This is a genomic window from Sporosarcina sp. OR05, from assembly GCF_041414805.1.
GTDB classification, from domain to species: domain Bacteria; phylum Bacillota; class Bacilli; order Bacillales_A; family Planococcaceae; genus Sporosarcina; species Sporosarcina saromensis.
On sequence record NZ_JANKJL010000001.1, the window covers coordinates 786,759 to 813,551 of the forward strand.

At 41.1% G+C, this 26,793-nt stretch carries 26 protein-coding genes; 15 read left to right on the plus strand and 11 right to left on the minus strand.

From position 1 onward, the window contains the following. Positions 1 to 50 precede the first annotated feature (50 nt). The gene (locus NRI27_RS03755; protein WP_371389581.1) at positions 51 to 1,241 is read left to right on the plus strand and encodes a DNA polymerase IV; all 1,191 of its coding nucleotides are present in this window, start codon (positions 51 to 53) and stop codon (positions 1,239 to 1,241) included. 8 nt (positions 1,242 to 1,249) lie between these two features. Then, a complete protein-coding gene (rnz, locus tag NRI27_RS03760; protein WP_371389582.1) occupies positions 1,250 to 2,191 on the plus strand; it encodes a ribonuclease Z in 942 nt (313 codons plus the stop codon). Positions 2,192 to 2,239: 48 nt separating this feature from the next. On the opposite strand, the gene namA is transcribed toward rnz, so the two are convergent. From namA to NRI27_RS03780, 4 genes are all read right to left on the minus strand, one after another. Then, positions 2,240 to 3,259, minus strand: coding sequence for an NADPH dehydrogenase NamA (gene namA, locus NRI27_RS03765; protein ID WP_371389676.1), 1,020 nt, complete (start codon positions 3,257 to 3,259; stop codon positions 2,240 to 2,242). A 66-nt stretch (positions 3,260 to 3,325) separates the two neighbouring features. Next, positions 3,326 to 4,150, minus strand: a complete 825-nt coding sequence (gene proC, locus NRI27_RS03770) for a pyrroline-5-carboxylate reductase (protein ID WP_371389583.1) — start codon at positions 4,148 to 4,150, stop codon at positions 3,326 to 3,328. 306 nt (positions 4,151 to 4,456) lie between these two features. After that, a complete protein-coding gene (locus NRI27_RS03775) occupies positions 4,457 to 5,575 on the minus strand; it encodes a TFIIB-type zinc ribbon-containing protein (protein ID WP_371389584.1) in 1,119 nt (372 codons plus the stop codon). 12 nt (positions 5,576 to 5,587) lie between these two features. Next, positions 5,588 to 6,739 carry an SPFH domain-containing protein gene (locus NRI27_RS03780; RefSeq protein WP_371389585.1) on the minus strand — a complete coding sequence of 384 codons (1,152 nt, stop codon included), beginning with the start codon at positions 6,737 to 6,739 and terminating at the stop codon, positions 5,588 to 5,590. A gap of 165 nt (positions 6,740 to 6,904) precedes the next feature. Between NRI27_RS03780 and NRI27_RS03785 the strand changes: the two genes are divergently transcribed. After that, complete coding sequence (locus tag NRI27_RS03785; RefSeq protein WP_371389586.1) at positions 6,905 to 7,849, plus strand: MBL fold metallo-hydrolase; 945 nt, start codon at positions 6,905 to 6,907, stop codon at positions 7,847 to 7,849. Continuing rightward, the gene (locus NRI27_RS03790; protein WP_371389587.1) at positions 7,836 to 8,594 is read left to right on the plus strand and encodes an SDR family NAD(P)-dependent oxidoreductase; all 759 of its coding nucleotides are present in this window, start codon (positions 7,836 to 7,838) and stop codon (positions 8,592 to 8,594) included. The genes NRI27_RS03785 and NRI27_RS03790 overlap by 14 nt, the downstream gene beginning before the upstream one ends. Before the next feature lie 132 nt (positions 8,595 to 8,726). Here NRI27_RS03790 and NRI27_RS03795 read toward each other — a convergent pair whose 3' ends face one another. Next, positions 8,727 to 9,992, minus strand: coding sequence for a DUF5068 domain-containing protein (locus tag NRI27_RS03795; RefSeq protein WP_371389588.1), 1,266 nt, complete (start codon positions 9,990 to 9,992; stop codon positions 8,727 to 8,729). A gap of 585 nt (positions 9,993 to 10,577) precedes the next feature. On the opposite strand from NRI27_RS03795, the gene hprK reads away from it, so the two are divergent. After that, complete coding sequence (hprK, locus tag NRI27_RS03800; RefSeq protein WP_371389589.1) at positions 10,578 to 11,495, plus strand: HPr(Ser) kinase/phosphatase; 918 nt, start codon at positions 10,578 to 10,580, stop codon at positions 11,493 to 11,495. 32 nt (positions 11,496 to 11,527) lie between these two features. Beyond that, the gene (locus tag NRI27_RS03805) at positions 11,528 to 12,358 is read left to right on the plus strand and encodes a DUF2785 domain-containing protein (RefSeq protein WP_371389590.1); all 831 of its coding nucleotides are present in this window, start codon (positions 11,528 to 11,530) and stop codon (positions 12,356 to 12,358) included. Positions 12,359 to 12,443: 85 nt separating this feature from the next. Here NRI27_RS03805 and NRI27_RS03810 read toward each other — a convergent pair whose 3' ends face one another. Continuing rightward, positions 12,444 to 13,100, minus strand: coding sequence for a TetR family transcriptional regulator (locus tag NRI27_RS03810; RefSeq protein ID WP_371389591.1), 657 nt, complete (start codon positions 13,098 to 13,100; stop codon positions 12,444 to 12,446). Positions 13,101 to 13,398: 298 nt separating this feature from the next. On the opposite strand from NRI27_RS03810, the gene NRI27_RS03815 reads away from it, so the two are divergent. The 4 genes from NRI27_RS03815 (at position 13,399) to NRI27_RS03830 (ending at position 18,762) form a co-directional block, all read left to right on the plus strand. Then, positions 13,399 to 14,898, plus strand: coding sequence for a BCCT family transporter (locus NRI27_RS03815; protein WP_371389592.1), 1,500 nt, complete (start codon positions 13,399 to 13,401; stop codon positions 14,896 to 14,898). A 33-nt stretch (positions 14,899 to 14,931) separates the two neighbouring features. After that, the gene (locus NRI27_RS03820; protein WP_371389593.1) at positions 14,932 to 16,980 is read left to right on the plus strand and encodes a CocE/NonD family hydrolase; all 2,049 of its coding nucleotides are present in this window, start codon (positions 14,932 to 14,934) and stop codon (positions 16,978 to 16,980) included. Positions 16,981 to 17,091: 111 nt separating this feature from the next. Then, positions 17,092 to 18,225 (plus strand): M24 family metallopeptidase, encoded by a 1,134-nt coding sequence (locus NRI27_RS03825; RefSeq protein WP_371389594.1) that lies wholly within the window; start codon positions 17,092 to 17,094, stop codon positions 18,223 to 18,225. A gap of 24 nt (positions 18,226 to 18,249) precedes the next feature. Then, positions 18,250 to 18,762, plus strand: a complete 513-nt coding sequence (locus NRI27_RS03830) for a DUF2179 domain-containing protein (protein WP_371389595.1) — start codon at positions 18,250 to 18,252, stop codon at positions 18,760 to 18,762. A 555-nt stretch (positions 18,763 to 19,317) separates the two neighbouring features. Here the strand turns inward: NRI27_RS03830 and NRI27_RS03835 are convergent. After that, complete coding sequence (locus NRI27_RS03835) at positions 19,318 to 19,764, minus strand: OsmC family protein (RefSeq protein WP_371389596.1); 447 nt, start codon at positions 19,762 to 19,764, stop codon at positions 19,318 to 19,320. A gap of 160 nt (positions 19,765 to 19,924) precedes the next feature. Between NRI27_RS03835 and NRI27_RS03840 the strand changes: the two genes are divergently transcribed. Then, positions 19,925 to 20,473, plus strand: coding sequence for a manganese efflux pump MntP (locus NRI27_RS03840; RefSeq protein ID WP_371389597.1), 549 nt, complete (start codon positions 19,925 to 19,927; stop codon positions 20,471 to 20,473). Positions 20,474 to 20,515: 42 nt separating this feature from the next. Here NRI27_RS03840 and NRI27_RS03845 read toward each other — a convergent pair whose 3' ends face one another. Then, on the minus strand, positions 20,516 to 21,733 hold the full coding sequence (locus NRI27_RS03845) for an MFS transporter (protein WP_371389598.1): 1,218 nt from the start codon (positions 21,731 to 21,733) through the stop codon (positions 20,516 to 20,518). Positions 21,734 to 21,965: 232 nt separating this feature from the next. Between NRI27_RS03845 and NRI27_RS03850 the strand changes: the two genes are divergently transcribed. Together NRI27_RS03850 and NRI27_RS03855 are read left to right on the plus strand one after the other, a co-directional pair. Beyond that, the gene (locus NRI27_RS03850; RefSeq protein ID WP_371389599.1) at positions 21,966 to 22,145 is read left to right on the plus strand and encodes a hypothetical protein; all 180 of its coding nucleotides are present in this window, start codon (positions 21,966 to 21,968) and stop codon (positions 22,143 to 22,145) included. Between the two features lie 114 nt (positions 22,146 to 22,259). Continuing rightward, the gene (locus NRI27_RS03855; RefSeq protein WP_371389600.1) at positions 22,260 to 23,114 is read left to right on the plus strand and encodes a YitT family protein; all 855 of its coding nucleotides are present in this window, start codon (positions 22,260 to 22,262) and stop codon (positions 23,112 to 23,114) included. A 262-nt stretch (positions 23,115 to 23,376) separates the two neighbouring features. Here NRI27_RS03855 and NRI27_RS03860 read toward each other — a convergent pair whose 3' ends face one another. Further along, the gene (locus tag NRI27_RS03860; protein ID WP_371389601.1) at positions 23,377 to 23,760 is read right to left on the minus strand and encodes an SLAP domain-containing protein; all 384 of its coding nucleotides are present in this window, start codon (positions 23,758 to 23,760) and stop codon (positions 23,377 to 23,379) included. Positions 23,761 to 23,919: 159 nt separating this feature from the next. Here NRI27_RS03860 and ytxJ point away from each other — a divergent pair, with 159 nt between their 5' ends. Beyond that, positions 23,920 to 24,246, plus strand: a complete 327-nt coding sequence (gene ytxJ / locus NRI27_RS03865) for a bacillithiol system redox-active protein YtxJ (RefSeq protein ID WP_371389602.1) — start codon at positions 23,920 to 23,922, stop codon at positions 24,244 to 24,246. Between the two features lie 111 nt (positions 24,247 to 24,357). Here ytxJ and NRI27_RS03870 read toward each other — a convergent pair whose 3' ends face one another. Continuing rightward, on the minus strand, positions 24,358 to 25,338 hold the full coding sequence (locus tag NRI27_RS03870) for an LCP family protein (RefSeq protein WP_371389603.1): 981 nt from the start codon (positions 25,336 to 25,338) through the stop codon (positions 24,358 to 24,360). Positions 25,339 to 25,632: 294 nt separating this feature from the next. On the opposite strand from NRI27_RS03870, the gene NRI27_RS03875 reads away from it, so the two are divergent. Beyond that, a complete protein-coding gene (locus NRI27_RS03875; RefSeq protein ID WP_371389604.1) occupies positions 25,633 to 25,863 on the plus strand; it encodes a hypothetical protein in 231 nt (76 codons plus the stop codon). A 267-nt stretch (positions 25,864 to 26,130) separates the two neighbouring features. Here the strand turns inward: NRI27_RS03875 and NRI27_RS03880 are convergent, their stop codons facing one another. Beyond that, positions 26,131 to 26,520, minus strand: a complete 390-nt coding sequence (locus NRI27_RS03880) for an NUDIX hydrolase (RefSeq protein WP_371389605.1) — start codon at positions 26,518 to 26,520, stop codon at positions 26,131 to 26,133. Positions 26,521 to 26,793: the final 273 nt, after the last annotated feature.

Below are 26,793 nucleotides of genomic sequence, written 5' to 3' on the forward strand. Positions count from 1 at the left end.
GACCGGGTGGTTTTCATCCGGTTTTTCTTCTACAAATGGAGGTGGAGTCCATGCCAAACTTCACGCATTCAAAGGCACGTGTTATTTTACATCTAGATATGAATAGCTTTTTTGCTTCAGTCGAACAAGCGCACGACCCAAAGTTGAAAGGGATACCAATGGCTGTTGCTGGCAATCCGAAAGAAAGGCGTGGCATTCTTGTTACGTGTTCGTATGAAGCACGAGCATTAGGCATCTATACAACAATGTCTGTTGGCGAAGCAAAGCGCATTTGTCCTGAACTTGTAATCGTGCCACCCGATCATGAAAAATACCGGGTCGCTTCGAATGCAGTGTTTGCTATACTTCGAACGTATACCGATCTTGTGGAACCCGTGTCGATCGACGAAGCGTATATTGACATTACGGAGATCGGCGGGTTAACGGATGCGATGAACATTGCAATGCAAATGCAACAGCGAATCTTACGGGAATTGGACTTGCCTTGTTCTATCGGGATTGCGCCAAATAAGTTTCTCGCTAAGACGGCATCAGATATGAAAAAACCGATGGGAATAACCGTCTTACGAAAACGGCAAATCCAAGACGTGTTATGGCCTCGGCCAGTTATCGAGATGCATGGTGTAGGGGAGAGTACGGAGCAAAGACTAAAAGAGCTTGGCATTACAACAATTGGTCAATTGGCGACGGTGGATGAACATCTCATTAAGGTGAAACTCGGGAAGAATGGTCAGCGTCTTCGCGAAAGGGCGAATGGGATTGATAATCGACCTGTGGATCCAGAAGCCGCAGCAGAACGAAAAAGTGTTGGCAGTTCCACTACATTGCCGATTGATGAAACTGAATTGCAACCTTGTTTGGCAGTATTAGCTCGTCTGGCAGCCAAAGTGGCGAAACGATTGGAAAAACAGCAATTGGCCGGCCAAGTCATTATGATTCAAATGCGGACGTCTGACTGGAAGAATCAGTCGAGAAGCCGGACAGTCATGAATCCAATCCATAAGGAACACGCTATTTATGAGGAAGCGAAAGATCTGTTTCAGCGGCATTGGGAAGGAGATCCGATTCGTTTGTTGGGAATAACCGTTTCAAACGTTATCCCAATGAGTGAATTACATGTGCAATTATCCATTGACAGTTTTGAGCACTATGCAAAAGAGGATCAGATGGAGCAACTTGTTTCACGTTTAGAGAAGAAGTTTGGTCCGAATGCTGTCAAGAGAGGTTTTCGAGAAAGGTAGGCAATCAAATGGAATTGATTTTTTTAGGGACAGGTGCAGGAATGCCTTCCAAACAACGAAATACATCTTCTGTTGTGTTGAATTTATCAGCAGAAAAAGAAGGCTATTGGATGTTCGACTGTGGGGAAGCGACACAACACCAACTACTGAAAACGTCTATTAAACCAAGGAAAATCAATAAAATCTTTATCACACATCTTCATGGTGATCATCTATTCGGTTTACCTGGATTTTTAGGTTCCCGGTCTTTTCTAGGTGGAGAAGAAAAATTGACGATTTATGGGCCGGTCGGTATAAAGCAATGGATCGAAGTAACAATGCACATTACAAGGACGCATTTGACCTATCCTCTTGACATCATTGAGGTGAAAGAAGGTGGCGTTTTATTTGAAAATGAGCATTTTACAGTGACGACTAAAGAGTTGCAACACGTCATTCAATGTTTTGGGTTCCGGATTGAGCAAAAACCGCTTTCTGGCAAATTATTTATTGAAAAAGCGTTTGAAGCAGGTGTTCCGAAAGGTCCATTATTAAAACGTTTGAAAGAGGGAGAGGACGTCCGTTTAGACGATGGTACAATCGTCTACAGTAAAGATGTGACTGGAGAAGCGCAAAAAGGATTCACGGTTGCCATTTTAGGGGATACTCGAATTTGTTCTGCGGCGAAGGAATTGGCACAAGATGCTAACATTCTTGTGCATGAGGCGACATTTGATATGGAAACGGGAGATTTGGCGAAGGAGTACGGGCATTCAACGATCGGGCATGCGGCGCAAACTGCAAAAGAAGCAAATGTTGATGTGTTAATTGCCAATCACATCAGTGCTCGTTTCATGCCAAGTGATTTAGCGAAGTTGAAGGAGCAAGGTCAAGCAATTTTCCCTGAATTGCTGATAGCTGAAGACTTTTCGCATTATGAATGGAAAAATGGCTTTCTTGAGTCAAAATGAAGCTGTCGCAATGTCGAATCGACTGCGACAGCTTCTTTTCATAAGGGATTAAATCCATCCACGGTCATATTGTGTGGGCGCTTCAATGTTATACCCTAATTCTTTAGCTGCTGAATACGCCCAATACGGGTTACGAAGCAGTTCACGTGCGAGTAAGACGACATCTGCTCGACCGTTTTTAAGTAGTTCTTCAGCCTGCAAACCGGACGTTAGTAAACCAACAGCGCCTGTTGGAATTTGCGCTTCTTTCTTTAACTGCTCTGCAAAGTTCACTTGGTAACCCGGATATGTGTCAATCTTGGCCGGCACGACACCACCCGAACTGACGTCAATTAAATCGACACCTTGACTTTTCATCCAACGTGCCATTTCGACGTATTGGGAAGTGTTCATTCCATTCTCAGCATAGTCTTCTGCTGAAATCCGGACAAAGAGAGGACCATCCCAAACAGAACGAACGGCATCAATAATTTCTCGTAAAAACCGGTATCTGTTTTCAGAAGAACCGCCGTATTGGTCGTCCCGTTTATTCGTTAATGGCGATAAGAACTCATTAATTAAATACCCGTGGGCACCGTGCAACTCGATGACATCGAAACCTGCTTTTTTGGAGCGGATCGCTGCCTCTTTAAACGCATGTACAGTTGTTTGAATAGCACTAATCGTCATTTCCACAGGTGTCTTATATTGTTCATTGAACCGTAGGGCACTTGGCGCATGAATCGTACCCTCCACAGTCGATTTCCTTCCGGCATGTGCAAGTTGAATACCAGCTTTTGCACCGTGTTGTTGCATCAGACGGACAACCTCTGACAAGCCATCAATGTGATCGTCTGACCAAATCCCGAGATCTTTATCTGAAATCCGTCCCTCCGGCTGTACAGCTGTTGCTTCAACGAGAATGAGACCGACTTGCCCGACTGCTCTTGAAGCATAGTGGATTTTGTGCCAATCTTCCACTTGACCATCCTTCTGCTCACATGAATACATACACATCGGTGCCATTACAATTCGATTTTTGAATTCCACTCCGCGAATTGTTAACGGAGAAAAAAGCATTGCCATAATATGACCTCCTTCATATATGCAAATTATAACAAAAGAGCGTGTATTCGTTAGCTAAAACGATTACCACTAGTTTGAAATCGTATCGGTCAGTGCGCCAAGTTCACGTGAGCGATTTTCAGCACTGTCAATACAAGCTGCAATGCTTTCTTTAAATCGTTGAGCCGCCAATGTATTGACGCCCGCTTCGGTTGTACCCCCTGGACTCGTTACATTACGTCGCAGTTCGCATGGCTCATTTTGTGTTTCTTTTAACATCGTTGCTGCACCGAGCAATGTTTGGATAATTAGTTCGCGCGCAATTTCTTTTGACAGGCCCTTCGCTAACGCTGCTTCCTCAAGTGCCTCAGCCATGTAATACACATATGCAGGTCCACTCCCAGAAAGGGCTGTAACGAGATGTAAAGCATCTTCTTCTACCTCTTCAACAATGCCGATGGCGGATAATAAATTTGTGATACGCTGTTTCATATCCAGCGAAACTGAAGAATTATACGCAATTCCTGTAGCAGACAGACCGATTGTTGCCGAAGTATTCGGCATGGACCGTGCAATTGCTCGACTACCCACACCTTTTTCAATTGTCGAGATAGACACCCCTGCGATGACAGATAAAACTGCTGTGTTATCCTGCAATAAGTGCGAGATATCTTGCATCGCTTGTTGGACGTCCTTTGGTTTCGTTGCCAAGATGACTAACTCTGCTTGTGCCAATTCACGTCGATCTGGACGTACGATCGATACTCCATATGTTTGTTGTAAATTTATTAATCGTTCTTCATCCGATTTATTCATGACAAACACGTCTGTTGCAGGCATGACACGCTGATGAACAATCCCTGCAATGATTGCTTCTGCCATCGATCCTGCACCTACAAATACGACTTTTCCCATTATATCCTTCCTTTCTCCATAAAAAAATGCGTTTTCATCCTGAATCATCAGGACGAAAACGCATGTTTCCGCGGTACCACCTAAATTTGCTGCTCGTTGTCAGCACAACTTGAACCTTTCATAACGTGAAAGCACCCGGCTATGTTTTCATAGCAGCTCAGAAGTAGGTTCAAGATAGGAGAGGGATATGCGGCTTTCAGTCGATGACCGCACTTCCTGATTTCCTTCACTATCCATACTCGTCTTCCTCAACGCTCTTTTTTGATTACTAACGATTATTGCACTTGTTAGACAACTTGTCAATCGTCAAAAGCCTTCTTGAAAAAGATAAATGATGCCGATGATGAAAAGAATGATGGCGCTTAAGATCGATACTTTCCAAATGCTAATGGGTGCTTGTCCGCTTACTTTCCCTGTTTGTCCATTGACGAGAAAGCGATAAACTTTGTTGTTAAATTGGAAAGAGGATACCCAAATCGGGAGTAATAAATGCTTGAAAGTGATGGCATCGTAATTCGTATCGACGCTCACAATACGCACTTCATCTCCAATCTCTTTCTGGAAGATTCCATTACGTATACGGTTATCAATTATATCCTTCGCATCTGTCCATCCGTCTTTCAACGGAATGGAATAGCGTTCAGCCAAGAAACCCGATAAATACTCCATCCGATAGTCGACTAAATGATTTAATTGGAAGGGCTCTACTTTGTCAATTAAAGTGGATGCGACATTTTTAGAAGCTTTAATGAGAACATCATCATAAAATTTTTGGTACGTACCACTTTGTGTACGCCATCTAATTTTACGAACTTGCTCCGTTACTTGTTCGGTTTTTCCATCTCGATGGACTGTTCTCGTTTCGGTTACATAATAATACGTTCCGATTTTGACAATATAAGCAGAGTGAGTTTGAGCGTCAAATGTCCAGTAGGGGATGTACGCTCCACTGATTTTTTGCAACTCGTAATCATGTTTTAGTTTATTGGGGGCAAAGTAGCGTTTACGAATCCACAATTTGAACTTTTGAACAGCCTCTTCTTTTGCCACATGGAAGGGAATGAGTAGTGCCGGTTGAATGCCCGCATCATGATTGGTGACAGCAATATGCGAAGAACCACAGAAGGCGCAAAAATCAGCAATTTTATCTTTATCCAATACCGATTCCGCGCCACAATTCTCACATTTGAATACACGCTTCTCTTCGGTCCAACTATGAGACGATCCTTCAAGTGCTTCAAGAAAGTCATGTTCAGTCGTATTATGTTGTGTCGTTTCTATCGTTGTTTCAGTACCGCAAAATGGGCATTTCAATCCTTTTGTCGCCGGATCATACAAGGCATTACCGCCACAAGATGCACACTGATTCACTTCTGTTTTTTCAACGAATCCATTTTCAGTTGAATCCTTCTCAATGTTCGTCATCGCTTCACCTCATTACGATTGGCCCGAAAGCCCTTCGCCACATTCGCCACAAAATTTTGCAGAAACGCTGTTCACAGCTCCACAAGCTGTGCATTGTTTCTCCGTTACTTGTTGGGTCCCGCAATCTCCGCAAAACTTCGACCCTTCTTTGATCAATGTTTTACAATTAATGCATGGCACTTTCAATTGTTGAACGGCTTGCCCACAATCTGGACAAAATTTAGCGGATGCCCTAATGGATGATTGGCAATGCGGACAAGACTGCTTGGTTTCTTCTTTGGCCACTGGTGCTGGCTGGGCATTGTTCGAATTGAATGCACTTGCCATCGCATTACCAATCGCTGCTCCGGCGCCAATACCTGCGCCAGTTGCTGCCATTCCTCCGCCTTCATTGCGCGCAGCTTCTCGAATCGCTTCTGCGGCTTGGTATTGTGTATACGTTTGCATGTTTCCTAAAACACCCATGGAAGTGCGTTTATCCATCGCTTGTTCAACTTCTTTAGGTAACGACAAGTTCTCGATATACAGTGAAGTAATCTCAAACCCGAACGCAGCGAACCGTTCTTCCATCTTCTGTTTCCCTTGTGTGCTTAATTCGTCGTAATACATTGCAAGGTCGAGAGCGGGAATTCTGGATTCTGCAAATAAATCCGTCAAACCGGAAAGTATCATTTTTTTCAAATGCTCTTCTACACTCTTCGTATCAAAAGATCCATTTGTACCAAACAACTCTTTCAAAAATACAACGGGATCTGCTACTCGATACGAATAAATGCCGTACCCACGTAATCGAATCATGCCGAATTCAGCATCACGCATCATAATCGGGTTCGACGTTCCCCATTTTTGATTAATGAATTGTTTCGTGTTAACAAAATAGACTTCCGCTTTAAACGGCGAGTTAAAACCCGTTTTCCATGATTTTAGTTTCGTTAGGACGGGTAAGTTTTGCGTATATAAAAGATGATTACCCGGTAAAAATACATCTGCAATTTCACCTTCATTGACGAAAATGGCTACTTGAGATTCTCGTACAATTAAGCTCGCACCCATTTTTATTTCATTATTTTGTACCGGAAAACGGTACACCATTGTATCCGTATTTTGGTCTGTCCATTCAATGACTTCAATGAATTGGCTTTTAAAAAAATTGAAAATACCCATTGTCATCCCCCTCTACCTCTTTACAAGTAGTATAGCATACGTATGTAAGTCCCAAAGGTTTCAAGAAATGAGAATGAAAAAGTGACGTTCATGCCAAAAAACGGTACAATAGAATGAATGACGATTCATAAACTTAATTGAAAATTGTTTTGAAGGAGTAATGAGATGATCCATAAACTTACAATTCCCACGCCGTTTGCGGTAGGGGATGTCAATGCATACGTCGTTAAAGGGGATGCATTATCCCTTGTTGACGCGGGACCCAAAACGCCTGAAGCCTATGAAGCCTTAAAGCGGGGGCTAAAAGAACTCGGTTATTCATTCAAGGACATTGAACAAGTATTTCTTACGCACCATCATCCAGATCATGCGGGTTGGATGGATGCATTTGATCGCGCTGAAATCCTCGGTCATCCTTACACAGACATCTGGTTAAAAAGGGATCCAGCTTTTATGGCTTTTCACGATCAGTTTTACCTTGACCGTCTAAAAGAAGAAGGGGTTCCTGAAACGTATTTTCATTGGGTTGAAAAGATGAAACGACCGATAAAGCTAATGGGCGAACGAACGCTAGACAGGGAAGTGGGCGAAGGGGAGGAGTGGAGCGGTCATCCTGGCTGGTCAATAATGGAAACATTAGGCCATGCACAAAGTCACCTTGTTTTATTCAATGAAAAGACGGGTGAAATGATCGGCGGAGACTTAGTACTTGAAAAAGTGTCCTCCAATCCACTTGTCGAACCACCGTACAACCAACAGGATGATCGACCAAAATCTTTACTGCAATATAACGACTCGTTAAAAAGACTACTCGATTTACCTGTCTCACTCATTTACAGTGGCCATGGCAATGAAGTAAAAGACGTTCACCCGCTCATTGAGAGAAGATTGACCCAACAACATGAACGTGCGATGAAAGTACACGGAATGCTAGCTGATCGACCGAAATCAATTTTCCAATTGACGCAGGAATTGTTCCCAACAGTGTATGAAAAAGAATTAGGTCTTACATTATCCGAGACAATCGGTCAAACAGACTATTTGCTCGCAGAAGGATTCATTCGACAAACTAGGAACGAAGAAGGCATTTTGCATTATGAACAAGCGTAAGACAGTGTTAATTACAGGTGCAACAAGTGGTGTTGGGTATGCTGTTGCGCAACGGTTGCTAAACGAAAAGGAGAATTTTGAGGTATTCGTTACGGGTAGATCGATTGAAAAGTTGGCGGCTCTTACCAAATTAGGAGCAGTCGCAATCGAAGCCGATCTGACAAATCCAGCGGACATGGACCGGCTAGTCAACAATTGTCCCTCTCCACAAATCGTTCTATTTTGTGCAGGTGTGGGCTTGTTTCAAGCAGCGCATCTATTACCGGACGATGCGAGTCGAGACATGATGGAAACGAATGTCCTTGCCCCGATTGCGCTGACGAAACGCGTGTTGCCTGCAATGATGGACCGACGCAGTGGTCATCTCCTGTATGTCGGTTCTCAAGCTGGAAAAGTCGCTACGCCAAAAGCTTCTGTTTACGCAGCTTCCAAGCATGCTTTACTCGGCTATACAAATGCTCTACGAATGGAAGTGGCAGCATTCAATATACAAGTATCCGTTGTAAACCCGGGCCCAATTGACACGCCATTCATAGATCGGGCAGACACGACGGGCACTTATCGGGCTTCCCTTGGAAAACATTTATTGACGATCGATGAAGTGGCAGATTGTATTCAAGAGACGATTTCAACTCCAAAAAGGGACGTGAACCTTCCGGGAATTATGGGCTTTACGAGTAAACTGTACGGACTTGCCCCTACGCTTGTGGAGAAGCTAGGAAGAAAGTACTTTATGAAGAAATAGCGTTTTATTCGTCCATCAAGACATAAACTTACGTTCAGATTGTCTATATTGGAAGTAATTTAGAGGGGAAATGGTAAAAAGCATGATCCCGCTAAAAGGATCATGCTTTTTATGATGGAAATCGTCTCTTGCTTATTGTTTAGGCAAAGTGAACGTAACCGTTTTTTCTTTAAACAATGGTTTTACATCTTCATCTTTAAAAGGACCTACTTGGAAATCTAACTTCTTGTAGATTTGGAATTCATCTTCACGGAATAAGTACACATGATAGATCTCAGCAGAATCACCAGGTTCAATGTTGCCTCTTGGTGTCGGTTCTAGCATTCCTTGCGACAACATGGTGCCACGGTTATCGTCAATGTGCAGTCTTGTTTCCATGAAAAATTTAGGAATCGGGAATTCGCTCCCATTTTGAATTGTCGTTTTTGTTGTTAAAGCAACGAGTGGCCCATCTCCAAAGTTTTTAAATCGTTCTTTGTGTGCATCCGTTGGTGTAATATTCGCATATTGTACACCGTTTAAAGTAATTTTGACGCCATCTATTTCTTTTGTTTCATCGATGTTTTCTTCAGCATAAAAGATTTCTTTATCCGCAATTGTATCTGTCACCATCTTATCAGGATAAAGATTAGCTACTGATGCTGCTTTATCCATACTTGCTTCATTCATCGGAATTGTAAAGACTGCTTCTTCCCCAAATGTTTTACTCGTATCATCTTCTAGGAAAAATTTATCGATTTTAAGGATTGGTGTATGCATCTTCTCAAATTGCTCATTCGTTATCATGAAAGCTACAAGGCCAGTAACGGCTTTTCCTTTAGAAAACTGTGAATGGCCTTCGGCATCGTAATCTTTTAGCCATTCATCTCGATCTACAAAATGCGTCCGCTTCATTATGTAATCATTTCCATCGTCTGTAAGAAAAGTCATGCCACCCGTATAATAGACGTCTTCATCAGAATTATTGTGAATGGTCATTTGATACGTCATAACATAGCCTTCGTCTGCATCTTCAAAACTGGATTTTGCAGATTCGTTCATGTTTGTAACGTGAACAATTTGATACTTGTTAATTTCAATTGATACGTCTTCTTTGTAATTGTGTTTCATGGCAGATTCGTTATTCGTAAAAACGATTTCGATATCGCCACCTGTTTCTTCTTCAAGATAAGTATTCAACATCTTGTCGTTTGTTGCGCTAACAGGTTCTTTTTCTTCCGCTTCCTCAGCATCGTTCTCTTCGACTCCTTTACTTTCCGTATCAACTTTTTCAGATGATTCGTCCTCTATTTTTGGTGCGGATGTCTCATTGTCGCTTTTCTTTGCATCACCCGATCCACATGCTGCGAGTAGGAGAAGTGCTAGTAATGAAATAACCCCTAATAATCTTTTGAACATCATTAATTCTCTCCCTTTTAGAAATTAGAAATATTCACCAATGTATAATAACATTGCCTATAAACGGAATGGTGTCTAATTTTGGATAAAGAACTTTATAAGCATCAATTAAATGTTTAATGGTAATTAGTGGGTTACTTAAGTGTTGAAAGGACTATAATGATTGGTGAAACTAATTTTTGAAATGAAGGGAGGGAGACTCTTGTTGCAAATATCCTCTTTTAGATTCAATTTAGAATAGAGCTGCTCGTTTCCATGTTATACTAAGTCGAGCTTCTTTTAAGAAATAACAGGTCTGTAAATTAACCAATTTGTCGCTCCAATCCTGATAAGCGTTTATAAGTTGAGAGGCAAATAAGTTGACGGCACAAACTAGTTGGCTGGAGTGCAGGCGCCGACTCCTGCGGGGGGATAGCACGAATGGTGAGACCCCGGAGGGAGCGAAGCGGACGAGGAGGCTCACCCGTGCCCCGCGGAAAGCGTGTGCCGGAACGCAAGCCAACGGGTTCGAAGAAATCTAACTGTAAATAAGCTTTTAATTAACAGGCCTGAAAAATAAATAAATTTATTAGGAGGTGTGATGGATTGAAGGTTGTTACAATCGAAAACATCGTCAAGCGATTTAAAATGGAAGTGTTGGTCGGACATCACGAATTACATCGCCAATTAAAAAAGACAAAAGTGCGTAGACCCGGCTTGGAATTCATGGACAAATTCGATTTCATTGCAACGGAACACGTTCAAATTCTTGGCAAAAACGAAATCAATTACTTACATACACTGACTGATGAAGAATGCAAATTGCGAATAGCAAATATCGTACAATACGATCCGCCTTGTATTGTCATCACATCTAACCAGGAAGAGCCTCTCGGGTTAAGACAATATTGTATGGAAGAACATATCCCAGTATTGCGCACCCCTGATTCAACAAGTGAAATGAGTGCGAAATTGGATGCATTTGTCACAAAAGAGATGGCGCCGGAAATTGCCGTCCACGGTGTGTGTGTCAATGTCTCGGGCATTGGTATTCTTTTGCGTGGGAAATCGGGTGTAGGCAAAAGTGAAACGGCACATACGTTAATCGGTAGGGGACACAGACTCATTGCAGATGATATTGTTGTGTTAAAAAAACTGAGTCCCCAAACGCTTCTCGGTACGCATGATGAAAAAAATAAGGAATTTTTAGCGCTTCGAAGTATCGGTCTACTGAATGTTGTTCGGCTATACGGAAGAGCGGCTTTTCAAGAGGAAAGTAGAATCGCACTCGATATTGAACTGACTGAATGGCAAGATAACGCATTGAACAACGAGTTGGAATTGGACACGAAGTTCAAGACGTATATGGACGTCCCAATCCCACATATTCAAATTCAATTGCAGCCAGGGCGTGATGTGGCAGGTTTGATCGAAGCAGCCGCGAATAATTGGTATTTGAAGCAACAAGGTTACAGCGCAGTTGAAGAATTCATGAAAAGGTTGGAACCTGAATTCAACGAATAAAGCATAAGGGTAGAGGGACTGGGTGATAAAAAATGAAACAGCAATTACTAAACCTCGTAAAGATGGAGAAAGCGGAACTCCAAAATTACATGGAGAGGCATGGCGATACGCTATTTCCATACATGCTTACTCATTTAGGAACGATCGATAGTGAATTACGAGATCAACTCATCTACCAGGCATTTTGTAAATTAATTACGTATGACTTGCTACGTGAAGAACAGTTGGCACAGGCCTTCCGATTGATAATTAGTGACGAATATTTAATGCGTGGGATTGAAGATGGAGAATCGGATGAAGTGTTCACAAGATCATTTTCCACGTTATGGCTGACGGGCCTTTTTTGGATCGACAAACAGAAGCCATTTCTAGAACAACCAATGCGAAATGATGCGTTTGAAAGATGTGCGACTTACTTGCTAAAGGAACGCGATACACGTGGTTTTGTGGAGGATAAAGGTTGGGCACATAGTATTGCGCATGGTGCGGACTTAGCTGCTATGATTGTCGATCATCCACTTATAGAGAAGAAATTAATTCCTGTTGTGTTGGAAGGAATCACTTCTTGTTTTTGGAAAGGTCGCGTGTACGTTGATGATGAAGACGAACGATTAGTCGCAGTTTTAATGACTTTGGTAACTGCCGAATATGAAGAGGAAGTTCTGATCGAGTGGGTGGAACAAGTTTTTGATCGCCTCGAACAAAAGACAAGAGTAGACGGGTATGACCGTTCGTTTTATCATGCACGCACTAACAGTCTCCAGTTCATGAAAACATTTTACTTTGCATTAAAGAAAAGCCATCGAACTCCAAACCTCCGCAACACAGTTGCTTTCTTTGTTGAAAGATGGCAAAACGCATAAACAAAAACCGATCGACTTTCTCCAGCATTGGAGCAATGTCTATCGGTTTTTGTTCGTAAAATACATGATTAGGTACTTATTGGAATCAGTGAACTTTTGCCATTTCCACGAGTTGATGAATATAATCGAGCGTTTTTTTCTCTGCTGTAGCTAAATCATAATCGAGACGATTATTTAAGATGTTTGTCAGCATTCCTTGCCAAACAAGAATTGTCATATCGTTGAGCGATTCGATGTGATCTTCTGCGATTTGCTTTTGTTGAGCAGCTTGTTGCAATAGCGATTTGCCACGCATTGTAATGCGTCTTTCGAATAAAATAGGTTTTAATTCATCGGGAACGTTAATTAATTCAGCAGGGTACATCTCATAGTAATCTTCAATCAATTTTTCCGGATGATCCCCTAAGTTCATAATGAACACGGCATGAAAAATGCTCGGTTGTTTAAAAGAGTGCTTGCAAAAGCATTCCCAGGAGAGCCAATACTTTTCTAATGGCGTTTGTCCGTTTTTAATATAATTGCTCACTTCCTCCACGTAATCTTGTAAGAGCTTCATGGAAGCAAAAAATATTAAATGAGAAACCTCACCGAAATAATTGTAAATCGTTGCGCTGTTGTAACCCGCTCGATCAGCTACTTTCCGAATGGTCACTTGCTCAATACCGTCTTCTTGAATAATTTCCACGGTAGCTTCAATGAAATATTTCCACATTCTACTCATTTGTATCGTCTTGTTGCTCATTCATACACCCCGCATCTTCTAGTAATCAATTTAAACCACTTTATCATTCAGTATACAATAATTACAAATCAGTTTATTAGAATTTTAGATTGTTCTTCAATTTTGACTGTGGTAGAATAATCGATATTAATAAATAATCATGATTAGTTTATCTTATCTGATTGTGATTATTGTTGCAATGATGCTTTCGATGTTTATTGTAAAGCTACTTCTAGCGTCCGTGAGGTAGTTTTGTAAGCGTTGTCAAACATGATGAAAGCCTTTGCAATCAATTAACTGTCAAAATAGGGGTGAGGACATGAAAAAAGCACGTATTGATTCAACAATTTTCTGGGCGTCTATCGTAGTTATCGTAGCTGTAACCGTGTTACTAGTACTAAACAAATCTACAGCACAACCCATATTGGATAATGTAATGACGGCCATTACTTATAAAATGGATTGGGCATTTCAGTTTTTAACAATTGGTTTGTTTATTTTACTGATTTGGTTGGCTTTTAGTAGATATGGTGCGATTAAGTTAGGGGATGGAAAACCAGAATTCTCAACTTTCAGCTGGGGAACAATGTTGTTCACTGCAGGTATGGGAACAAGTATTATGTACTGGTCAATGATGGAACCACTCTATTATTTCACGGGCCCTCCTTTTGGGATAGAACCTGAGAGTAACGAAGCAGCTGAATGGGCATTGACGTATGGGTTATTTCATTGGGGGATTTCCGCATGGTCACTTTATGCATTTCCAACTGTTGTCATCGCGTATTCATATTTCATCAAAAAGCGACCTTCATTGAAAATGAGTGTTGCACTAAGTGGGGCGCTTGGTAAGTATGCGGATGGTTGGGTAGGTAAGCTAATTGACATATTGGTCATCTGGAGTCTCGTTGGTGGACTAGGAACGTCACTAGGATTAGGTGTTCCAATGGTTTCTGCAGAAGTCGGAGCGATATTTGGACTTGAACAATCCTTAACGTTGGATGCTATTATCGTAATTTGTATTACGATTATTTACTCTGCGAGTGCTTATTTGGGGCTGCATAAAGGGATTAGACGCTTAAGTGACCTTAATGTCTATTTAGCACTAGCGCTAGCTATTTTTGTATTTATCGCAGGGCCAACGTTATTTATTTTAACGTACTTTACGAATAGTTTTGGTATGATGATTCAAAACTTCGCAATGATGAGCTTCTATACAGATCCAATTAGTCAGGGTGGCTTCCCTCAAGGTTGGACGGTCTTTTATTGGGCATGGTTTGCTGCTACAGCTCCTTTCATGGGCTTATTTGTAGCGCGCATTTCAAAAGGGAGAACGCTACGTCAACTTATCACCCATATGCTATTGTGGGGATCTATCGGTGGTTGGCTATACTTCATGGTATTCGGCGGATATACGATGAACTTGCAATTGGAAAATATCGTACCAGTGAAAGACATCTTGGCAGACAGTGGCGGTCCAGCAGCGGTTGTAGCGATTTTACAATCCTTACCGTTAAGTGCAATTGTACTAGTGTTTTTTGTTGTCTTAGCCGTAATTTTCCTTTCAACATCAATGGACTCAGCAACATATATTCTTTCTGCGATTGCTACGAAAGAATTGAATGAAGGTCAAGAGCCAGCAAGATGGCACCGAATGGTTTGGGGCATAATTTTGGCAGCAATTTCACTCTCTCTACTCTTAATAGGTGGATTACGCGTTATTCAAACATCAGCAGTTGTCGTATCCATCCCAATATATGTATTCTATTTGTTACTTATTGTTTCACTATTAAAATGGTTAAAACAGGACTTTCCAAAGTAATAAGGAAAATCTCAATTTTTGGAGGTAATCGTAATGGTTTTCAACGTACGTGAATCAAATCGCATTATTCGGGAAGAGTTTCCGAGAAAGGTAAAGGAAATTAAGAACATTTGGATTCCGATGTCTGATGGCACTCGTCTTTCTGCAAGTATCTGGTTACCGGAAGATGCAGAACAACATCCAGTGCCAGCAATTTTAGAGTATATCCCTTACCGAAAAGATGATTTTACCGCTCTTCGCGACTCGTTGCGTCATCCTTATTTTGCGGGTCACGGCTATGCAAGTATACGTGTCGATATTAGAGGTGCGGGAAATTCAGATGGGATTTTATACGATGAATACTTAAAACAAGAACAAGATGATGCCCTTGAAGTCCTCACGTGGATTTCACAACAGCCTTGGTTTACAGGAGGCGTAGGGATGATTGGAAAATCGTGGGGTGGCTTTAATGGCTTACAAGTTGCTGCAAGACGCCATCCTGCTTTAAAAGCAGTGATTACCCTTTGTTCAACAGATGATCGGTATGCAGATGATGTTCACTATAAAGGAGGAGCAATGCTTGCCTCTGACATGCTTTGGTGGGCATCGACAATGTTTGCTTATAATGCAAGACCTGCAGATCCGGCTGTTGTGGGTGAGAGTTGGCGTCAAAATTGGCTTGATCGATTAGAAAAGACCCCGCCGTATGTAGAAGAATGGGTAAAACATCAGCGTCGTGATGACTATTGGAAGCACGGGTCAGTTTGTGAGAATTATGATGACATTGACATCCCTGTATTTGCAGTAGGGGGCTGGGCAGATGGGTATACAAACGCCATCCCTCGGTTATTGGAAGGACTCAAAGGACCCTCTAAAGGCTTAATTGGACCATGGGCACATGAATACCCAGAAATGGCGGTTCCTGGACCGCAAATTGGATTCCTGCAAGAGTGTCTTCGATGGTACGATCACTGGTTAAAGGGAATTGACACGGGCATCATGGACGAGCCGAAGCTTAGAGCATGGATGCAGGACAGTGTTCCTCCACAAACAGATTATTTCGTCCGTCCAGGACACTGGGTTGCTGAAGAGCAATGGCCACCGGCAGATTTGATTGAAAAGAAATACTATCTCAACGGGTCTAAACTACAGTGTGAAGTAGGAGCAGAAGAGGAGATTCTTGTCGGGAGTGTCCAACAACATGGACTTCATGCAGGTGTATTTTGCCCGTTTGGTCAACCGGGAGATTTACCTGGTGACCAACGGAATGAAAACGGCTATGCAGTTGTATTTACAACGGAACCGACAAAAGAGAAGGTTCATATTTTAGGACATCCTACGTTTCATGTTGAACTCTCATCCAACCAACCGAACGCATTATTGTCAGTGCGGTTGAATGATGTCGCGCCTGATGGTTCATCAACGAGAGTTACGTGGGGATTATTAAACTTAACACATCGGAATAGCCATGAATTCCCTGAATTATTAGAGCCAGGAAAAACCTATGAAATAGCTGTGATGATGAATGCAATCGGTCACACATTAGCTGAAGGTCATCGGTGGGAGTTAGCGATTTCTCCAACGTACTGGCCGCATGCTTGGCCTTCACCAGAAGAAGTGACATTGACGGTCTCTTCTAACGAAAAAACGTACTTGTCATTGCCTGTACGTGAACCAAAACCGTTAGATTTCAAATTAACACCATTCCAGCATCCTGAAACAGCACCAGTTCTTGAGAAGGACATTTTACGCGAAGCAAATCGAACTAGGGAAATCATACATGATGTGGTCACAAATACGTGGACGCTCGATGATTTTTCAGATGAAGGAGCAAGGAAACTGCATAGTAATGGCACTGAATACGGAAGTACGAATCGCAATATCTACACAATTAAAGAAAATGATCCGCTATCTGCTAAAGTACAATGTGATTGGACATTAACAGTCGGTCGAGATGATTGGCAAACAAGCCTCGAAACTTCAAGTGTCATGACAGCCGATGAAAAGAATTTCTATTTAGTCAATCAGTTAATTGCATATGAAGGGGACGAGGTAGTATTCGATCGTACGTGGAATACTGCAATCCCAAGAGAATTTGTTTAAAGGAAGACATGATTGAAGGAGGCGATAATTCGTCTCCTTTTCACTGGATAAATTTTTTATAGGTTACTAATCATGATTAGTATATAATCAATGTGAAGTGAGGGTTTAATCGTGGTCATTCAAAAGCGAGTCAATCAAATTAGAAAGTTTATGGACGCAAATGAAGTGAAGCTTTCCATTGTGTGGGAGCCAGATAATCAATTTTATTTGACGGGTTTTCGAGCCATCTCCTACTCACGCCCGATTGTCACTTTGCTAGAAGAGAATGTAGTGCAGTTAATTATTCCAGGTCTAGAAGAAGCGCATGCCGATGAAAAAGCGAACGTGGATCGGATCCATGTTTACTATGAGCAATATGGCTTGCGAGAACAAGTGTTGACGTACATTGAACATCTAACAAACATTTTGCAACAGTATCCGCGGAATACAAAAATTGGTGTAGAGGTCGGTGTGTTACCAGCATCCGTTTATTTGTTTGTGCAAAATATGGGTTTCCTGCTCGTTGATATTGGAGCTAAAATAACAGAAATGCGCTCCATCAAGGATGCTCATGAAATTGAACTGTTAAAAGTGGCGGGTCATTTGTCCGATTTAGCGATTGGTGAATCATTGAGAAATGTGCGGATTGGTATGAGCGAGCTTGAATTTGATTCGTATGGAGACCGACTTCTTCTCGAAAAGGCTTCACAGGATTATCCAGACGAATTAATCGGTTATGCTGATTGGACATGTTCTGGTTTACCTCGAAGTGAGATGCCGCATCTATACTCCAGTACACGTAAATTCAAGGATGGAGATGTTGTTGTCCATAGCCGTCAAGTATGGTTTAACAATTACCGTGCAGAAAACGAAAGAACATTTTTAATTGGAAATGTAACTGAAAGACAAAAAGATCTACTCAAATTAGCAATTGAAGCACAGCAAGTAGGGATGGAACTAATTCGTCCTGGTATCACTGCAGGTGAAGTAGATAGTGCCTGTTTTAATGTTTTTAAGAAAGCTGGACTTGCTGATTACGTTCAACATCGTGTCGGACACGGCCTTGGTTTATCAGAACACGAAGAACCTTATTTACGGTTTGACAATGACTTGATCTTGCAAGAAGGAATGGTTTATACAATTGAACCAGGAATTTACGTCCCAGGTGTTGGTGGATTCCGTCATTCAGATACGGTTATACTAACGAACAATGGAAGTTTTTCGGTTACCAAACATGCTCGAGATTTTGAAGGTATGCGATTTTAATTAAACGTAGAGTAGGGGAAAAGTATGCTGTCCATGATATTAACGATAATTGTCATTAACTTGGCATATGTCTCATTGTTTACATTGCGTGTTCTCTTTACATTTAAAGGATTACGTGTGATTGCCTCTTTTGTTTCAATGGCTGAAGTATTTATCTATTTAATGGGTCTTACGTTAGTACTTGATAACCTCGACAAGCCTATCAATATTGCAGCATACTGTTTTGGGTGGGGATTAGGTGTTTATGTCGGAAGTCGAATTGAGAAAAAACTGGCGCTTGGTTATACCGTATTTGAAGTTGTTGTAAATGATACGGATATGGATATTTGTAGACAATTGCGAGAGAAGAATTATGGCGTAACCTCTTGGTTTGCAGATGGCAAAGACGGTAAACGACTTGTCATGAAAGTACTTGCAAAACGCAAAGATGAACAAAAATTCCGGAATATGATACTTGGAATCGCTCCAAAAGCGTTTATCATTTCGTATGAACCCACTACGTTTAACGGTGGATTCCTTGTGAAGAATTTACGTTGATTTTGGATAGATTCGAGATAAACCCGTGTGAGACAAATGCATGATGTCTCACACGGGTTTTTTGTCGATAGGTATGCATGTGGAAGATGTTGAATTTTATGAGAGGTATGAGCTTGTTTGAAGAGTGGATTATAAAAGACGCGGGAGCGGTGAAAAACCTGAGTCCCGCGTCAATAAGTGGTTTTATCAACGCGCGAGTGGTGAAAAAACCGCGTCGCGCGTCAATAAGTGTTTTTATCGACGCGCGAGGAGAGAAAAACCAGTGTGCCGCGTCAATAAGCTGCTTTTAATGACGCGCGAGCAGAGAAATAACCGCGTCCCGCGTCAATAAGTGGTTTTATCGACGCGCGAGGAGAGAAAAACCTGAGTCCCGCGTCAATAAGTGGCTTTTATCGACGCGCGAGGAGAGAAAAACCTGAGTCCCGCGTCAATAAGCAGCTTTTAATGACGCGCAAGCAGTGAAAAACCCGTGTCCTGCGTCAATAAGCTGCTTTTATCGATGCGCAAGCAGTAAAATAACCGCGCCCCGCGTCATTATACAAAAAAACCACAAACTTATAGCAGAGTAATCGTTGCTTCTACGTTTACAAGTACGTTTCCTTGCAAAGCACGGCTAATCATGCAAGACGATTCCGCTTTTTTCGTTAACCGTTCAACTTTTTCTATCTCTTTTTCAGAAGCAGTCGCTGGTAAGACAACGAGCGGTTTATGGAGTATCTCTTTGTATGTAATGACGCCATTCGTTACATCTACTATCCCTACAGATTCCATCGTTAAACTCGTTTTCTCAATATGATTTCTTTCCATCATGGCAGCTAGCGTAATGATATAACAAGTGGCTGCTGCGCCAAGCAGCATTTCATCCGGGTTTGTCCCTACTCCGGGGCCGTCCATCTCAGGTGGAATGGATACGTGTGTTTTTAAATTAGCTGTTTCAATTGTACCTACATCATTTCTCAAGCCTGGCCAGCTTGCAGATAAATGAAATTGGTGTTCTGCCATTGGCTCTTCCTCCTATCGTTATATATGTTTTATAGCTTATCAAATAACGAAAATGCATTCTACTATGGAAAACAACATGTAAAACCTGTTTCAATGCCTACCGTCTCCGTTGCTTCTGGACATATACATAAAGGATGCTAGACGAGTGCGGAGGGATACAATGATTGTGCTAACAATCCTATTACTTGGTATTGTTGCGAACTTGGATAATGTCGGTATTAGCATATCGTATGGGTTGCGTTTTAACAAAATCCCAATGAAATACACGTTATTCATTTCAGCGATTTCGGCTCTCTTTGCTTATGTCGCGTTAAGGATAGGAGCAGAGTTGGCGGAAACGCTGCCTGTCATGTTTGCAAATTTGATTGGGGGAAGTTTATTAATCTGTATTGGCATTTGGCTTTTGTATAAAAACTTGTTGGGTACGCAACACGAAAAACCAAATCGATTGATAGCGATTAGTTGGAAAGAAGCTATCCTTCTCGGTTTTCTCCTCGCCATAAACTGTTTGTCAATCGGATTTGGTGCAGGGATTACCGGGGTACCGCCATTTCCTGCTGCGCTATCGATCGGCGTGTTCTCTGTAATTTCAATTGTCATCGGTGTCCAACTTGGCCAACAACTTGGACGGTCTTGGTTTGGTCGTCATTCCGATGCAATCGCTGGAATTTTACTCATCATCATTGGATTGTACGAAATGTTTATCTAACGACAAAAAGAGCGCTGTACATTTTGACAGACGCTCTTTTCTTTATGACGTCAACTGTTTCACTGATTTCGCATACTTCAGATAGACAATGAAAAACAACAGGGCACTGAAGAATCGTACGGATGAATTTATGTACATAGCGACGTCCACACCGAGTGTGTCCAATAAGAGAATACCAATTTGTGGCGCGATCACGGCCACAACAGAGAGTAATACATTGTAAGTCGTAATACAATACGTCCTTACCGCTTCAGGCGACTGCTCGAGTAGTAAATTGAACAATAACAGAACGATACCTGCCAAGAAAAAGCCTGATGACGTCTGAATAAGCGTTATGTAAAAAAGGTTAGTGGACAGAACCGTAAGAAAGGGCGTTGTAGCCATTCCGATCGCAGCCCAAACAAATACGAGCGTGTTGGACCGTTTTTCTGCCCACTTACGCCATAATGGAAACGATATGAATTGCGCGAGCATACTACCGACTGAAAACATACTAATCCAAAAGATCGTTGCCCCTACAACCCGTACATGATAGATGTTGAAAATACCCCATGCCATTTGCCAACCTAGGTTAAAGACTAGCGCAGCGATCAGGAATGCCACATAATTTTTATGTTTAAAGATCGTCCAATCCATTGCTTTCTTTTTCCCAACGAGTCCGTCTGTTTTAAAAGGCTCTTCCTCATGTTTTAGCAATAAATACACTTCAAGTAAACCGAAACAGAACGCAATACCGAACAATACTTGATAAGCTACGACATTGGCGGAAGCATCTTTCATGATGATGCCTATGCTCAGTGTTGAAATCAATCCGACAATTGTCAGCAATCGGTTTCGATCACTAAAAAATTGTCCACGTCTTGAGTCTTTTACTAAGCTACTAATAAACGTCTGCCAACCAATATTCGCCACCGTATTCGGCAAATTCATGAGTGCTACGATGATGAGGAATAACCAAGCTTGTGCTGGTTGAGAGGGGACGTACACAAGACAGATGATGAGTAAAAACATTAGCCTGGCTATTAATACAGACATCGCTACAAGCTTTTTCTGTAAGTGTGCACGGTTTAACAAGATTGCAGCGGGAATTGTCATTACTAACGCCATGAATGGCGGTAAGGAATTAATGAGACCTACTTGATAATTTGTCGCCCCTAATATTGTCATTGCAAAAATGGGGAAGAAATTGTTTGAGAAATTGACGGCGATCGTAGTTGCCATCCCATGATAAATACTGATCTTTTCATTGTATGTTCGCATTTGCACACCGTGTTTCTGAAAAATTTTTCTACTTCTCAAATCAAAATTATATACCTCTATTACTAGAAAACAAGCTTTTTTCAAAATATCGTTACAGAATCAGTTACAGATAAGTTGTATTTAGGATAAAATAATTTTTTGATTATGATTGATAAATATTCTCAATTGACGTATGATGGTTGTGAGAAAACTTCTCAGTTAAATGCAAGTTGGGATGGAGAGGATGGGCTCGATGTTTCGGATTATGATTTTAGCACTATTTATAGGTTCTATTAGTAGTATGTCTGCAATTTCCCTTTGGAAAGGCTTTGACATGGAAGGAGTAGCAATCGGACTCCTGACCATTACACTTGTATTCGGTATTACGTCGCTTTTCTATGTGAATTATAAAAAACAGTTCATTCATTCTTGAGCACTAGCACAATTGCTAGTGTTTTTCTTTTGTTTTTCAATGGTTTAGGCAAGAATAATTATGGCATTTCGAGTATAATCAAATACTGGCTATTGAGAAGAGTAGGAGGTACTTATGTTTTTTATTGAAGCGAAACGGATTATTGTCGTCATTTTTGGCGCATTATTAATGGCGGTGTCATTGAATTTTTTCCTAATAAATGCAAATGTCTATGCAAGTGGTTTTTCCGGGGCAGCGCAGCTTGTTTCGAGTATTTTAGATGATCAGTTAGGAGTATTTGTGAGTACGGGGATTTTACTGTTCATCTTTAATATTCCCGTATTCATTCTTGGCTGGTTTAAAGTCGGAAGAGGATTTACGATTTATAGCATTGTTTCGGTCGTTTTCACAACGCTTTTCCTTGAACTGTTACCGGTGCTGTCGCTGTCTGATGATATTATCCTCAACGCTGTGTTTGGCGGTGTGATTGCGGGTGTAGGGGTTGGATTATCGCTGAAGCTAGGAGCGTCAACAGGTGGTATGGATATTGTGGCGATGGTGTTATCACGCTTACAAGATAAGCCGATAGGCGTCTACTTCTTGTTACTGAATGGGATTATCATTGTTCTCGCTGGTGTTTTGTATGAACCGGAAAATGCACTTTACACAATGGTTGCGCTATATGTCACCACTTCTGTCATTGATATGTTGCATACACGTCACGAAAAAGTGACAGCTATGATTATTACGCATAAGGCGGATGAACTGCAACAGGCAATCCATGACAAAATGGTGAGAGGTATTACAATTGTTCCTGCGAAAGGTGCTTATTCAAAGGAAGACAAGAACATGTTGTATTTGGTCATTACACGTTATGAGCTCTATGATTTAGAGCAAATTATTAATGAAGTAGATCCGCAAGCATTTACGAATATCGTTCAGACAGTCGGGATTTTCGGTTTCTTTCGAAAAGAAGGCGAGACGGTCTGACCAAATTCCTGATAGTTAAAGGCAGGGGCAATGTTACAAATTGCCTCCTGCCTCAGCCTGTTGACAAACGCTCGCATCCGTTGTTGCTCGTCTAGCTCGTCCGCTCATGAACTATAGTTCTATTCGCGTCTTCGCTCGTCTTCGCGCCTAGGCTGACAAGCGTTTTCAATCAGGCTGAAGAACTTCCTAAGCATTACTAATTTTATTAAAAAGAGTGTAGACAAAGTCATAAATTCACTTTTTCTACACTCTTCTTCTTTTTCTACGTATTCTTAAGAAGGATCGTACAAAAATCGGTATCAAATTCATTTAACAGCATTGAAGCTGCGTTAAATACAAATGACCAAGGAATTGCTTGGTACGCTTGAATTGTTAGATTCTCTTTAAAAGTTTGGCGAGCAATCACTTTGCCGTTTGAATCGAACATTTGTACGTTAAATTGCTGGAGTTCGAGAGGGAATTCACGATTGTTCACGAGAAATACAGTTGCAGAGATACCGCCTTTTTTCTTTTGGATGATCCGAATTGGCGTAATGTAAAATGACGCTTGTTCAAGTTGCATTAACTCAAAAGCACGTTTATAACGGTCTTTTTCTTGATCGTCCACAACTCGTTCCCACACTGGATGAAACGCTAACTTTAGCATATATATCCCACCTATTCTCCTTTATTTTCAATCGCTCCTATTGATTGCTTACAAGTATGCTATAGGAAATATGAAGAAATGTGAACTGAAAAGCAATAAGGTAAGTGAAAATCGATATGCGTGATATACTAGTGGGGGTATGTTGAATGGAGGTTAATTATGCAAAAGATCCAAACGTTAGCAGATTGGAATGAAGTACGGAAACAATCTGAAGAGATGCCTATTTTATTGTTCAAATTTAGTAAAACATGTTTGAGTAGTCTTTCAGCTGTAAAAGAATTGAGATCACTCGATAGCGATATTCAAGTTTACGTAGTCGTTGTGCAATCAGCGAGAATAGTTTCAAATACGATTGCACAGGAGCTTGGGGTAAAACACGAATCCCCGCAAGTCATTCTTATGAAAGGTGGTCGAGGCGTTTGGCAAGCAACACACTATAAAATTAAACGAGGACTAGTGGAGGAAGCAATTGTTACGTATCTTTGACCTCGTTCATAGAGAGAGAATCGAGTGATATGCAAAAAACCACAAAAACCCAAGCATACTGGATTCCTGTGGTTAATTACATTACGTGTTAATTCGGACAAGAAGAACCGATTAATCCACTTTTGGTTCTTCTGTATCTGCTAGATCGTTCTTATCATCTAAAAAGGCATTCAATGCTTCAATGTTTTTGTCGAAATCAAGTTCCAATACTTCCCCGACAATTACACGACGTTCAGTAAATGATTTATCGACAGGAATCCGTAGTGTTTCAATTTTCTCTGATTTATTATCAAGCATGCCTTTCCCGATTGAAAGCATTTTCATCTTATCAAGATTTGTGTCAATGTAGGCATCGGCTGCACCTAGCAATTTTGGTAGTTTTGTTAAACTATGCACGCTGACTGCTTCGTCTTTTAACTTTGAAATAACTTCTTGTTGGCGGGCTACGCGGCCGAAATCATTTTGACTATCATGACGGAAACGAACGTAACCCAATAGTTGGTCTCCATGCAATGTTTGAACACCAGGGTTCAATGTCATGTAAATTCCATGAGACATTGTGTAAGGAATATCCACTTCAATGCCATCTGGAGCTAAAATGTCCACGATTTTCGGAAAGCCTTTAAAGTCAACCATTGCGTAATAGTGTGTGTCTAAACCAAAGTTTTCTTTAATCGTCTGACGGACTAACTCAGGTCCACCTAATGTAAATGCGGAATTCATTTTATGCATCCCGTGACCAGGGATATCCACATAGGTGTCACGCATGATGGATACGAGTTTCATTTTCTTTGTTTCTTGGTTGTAGTTTGCAATCATTAATGTGTCTGAACGGCCATCTTCATCTTTTCGCGCGTCGGAGCCGAGCAATAGAATATTGATCTCGCCAAATTTTGGCTCAGGACCGTCAAAGATTCCGTAGTCCTCATTTTGTTCTTTTAATGTTCCATCATCCGATAATGCAAGCCCTTGGTTATATTGGGTAACCCAGTAAAACACACCTGCGCCAAGTAACAGAACCACAATTCCTATAATAATGCCAAGTTTTTTTCGTTTTTTCGTTTTTCGAATTTCTTGTCTGCTCAAGTGCATCACCACCTCATTTATTAAAATAATTATAGTATACTTAAGCCCGCGTTATCATATCACCTAACTAGCAATTCGGCAAGATAATTATTCCGTATATATAGACGTACGAGTGGCAATAAAGTTCTTGTACAATTACTACTTGCAAAGGAAAAATATTCATCTACCCAATCATTCCCTCGATTGGTTGCTTGAAACCCGTTGGTGCAAATAAATTGATGAATTGTCGAAACACGCTAGTACATGGTCGTTGAGTTTGATACACTAACAATACGTATGAAAGAGAAAAGGAGAAGTGACATGAAAAATCCTGGAATTGCTGCGGTGTTAAGCTTTTTTTGGACAGGTGTAGGACAAATCTACAATGGACAAATATTAAAAGGGCTTATCTTGATTGGTGTGCAGATGGTGAATGCATTATTGATGTTTTTACTAATTGGTTTTATTACCTATCCGATTGTTTGGGTATGGGGAATCTATGATGCCTACAAAACAGCTGAACGATCAAACATGAAGAATAGTCATTTTTAAGGATCAGCGTCTCACGATATTGTGAGGCGTTTTTTATTTGGGTTTTATGATGACGTTTATGTACACCTACTACGGGAATGGAAGGAGTGTTGTCTTTTGACGAGCCAAGAGGGTTCGGGTGCAGTGAAATTGTCAGCTCCTTAATTTCCTTCTCGTTGGTCAGTCAGACATTTATCGTTGACAATTGCCACGTTTTTTCTTCTGCAGCAAGTTTCACTTTTGGTCAAAGTTAAAATGACAGCTCTCGATCTTCAACTATCGTGACCGTTAATTGAATAAAGATTGTATTTTTTCGGCAACTTCCTTTGGTTTAATATCTATGGTGGACAAATCACTTATATCGACCCACATAGGAATGTAGGTCTCACTATTTTCATCGGAAAATTCTTCGCCTTGACCAGTACCAAAGTCGCCACCTACAATATTACCCAAAAAGAAAAATTGCTTACCCTTAAACTCAATTTCAGCAATACAATCATGAACGTCTATTTCAACTCCTAATTCTTCATATGCTTCTCTAATAGTTGCCTGCTCAGGAGTTTCACCTTGTTCTATACCTCCACCTGGAAAGACATAGTAAAGTAAATCGCCCTTTATTCTCTTTATTAATGCTACTTTTTTATTTTCTATAAGAACGACAGAACCTCTATCTCTCATACTAACCACCTCTGTCTCTTAATTACCTGCTAATAAATTCGTAAGTCCTACTCCACTAACTGGCTCGTTAACGAGTATTTCTTAATCCCAGCAACCCGATACTTTTACAATGGCTTTGTTTTTTCGTAGTTCATAAGATCAATCTCATAATTGATTGTTCCAGTTCGCTTGTAATAAATCATTTGAAAGCTTTCCGCCAAACTTGACTTATCAACTTCTGATAATTTTAAGGTTTCCCAGGGTTCAAAAATGTACTTTTTTTGGAAAGACAAA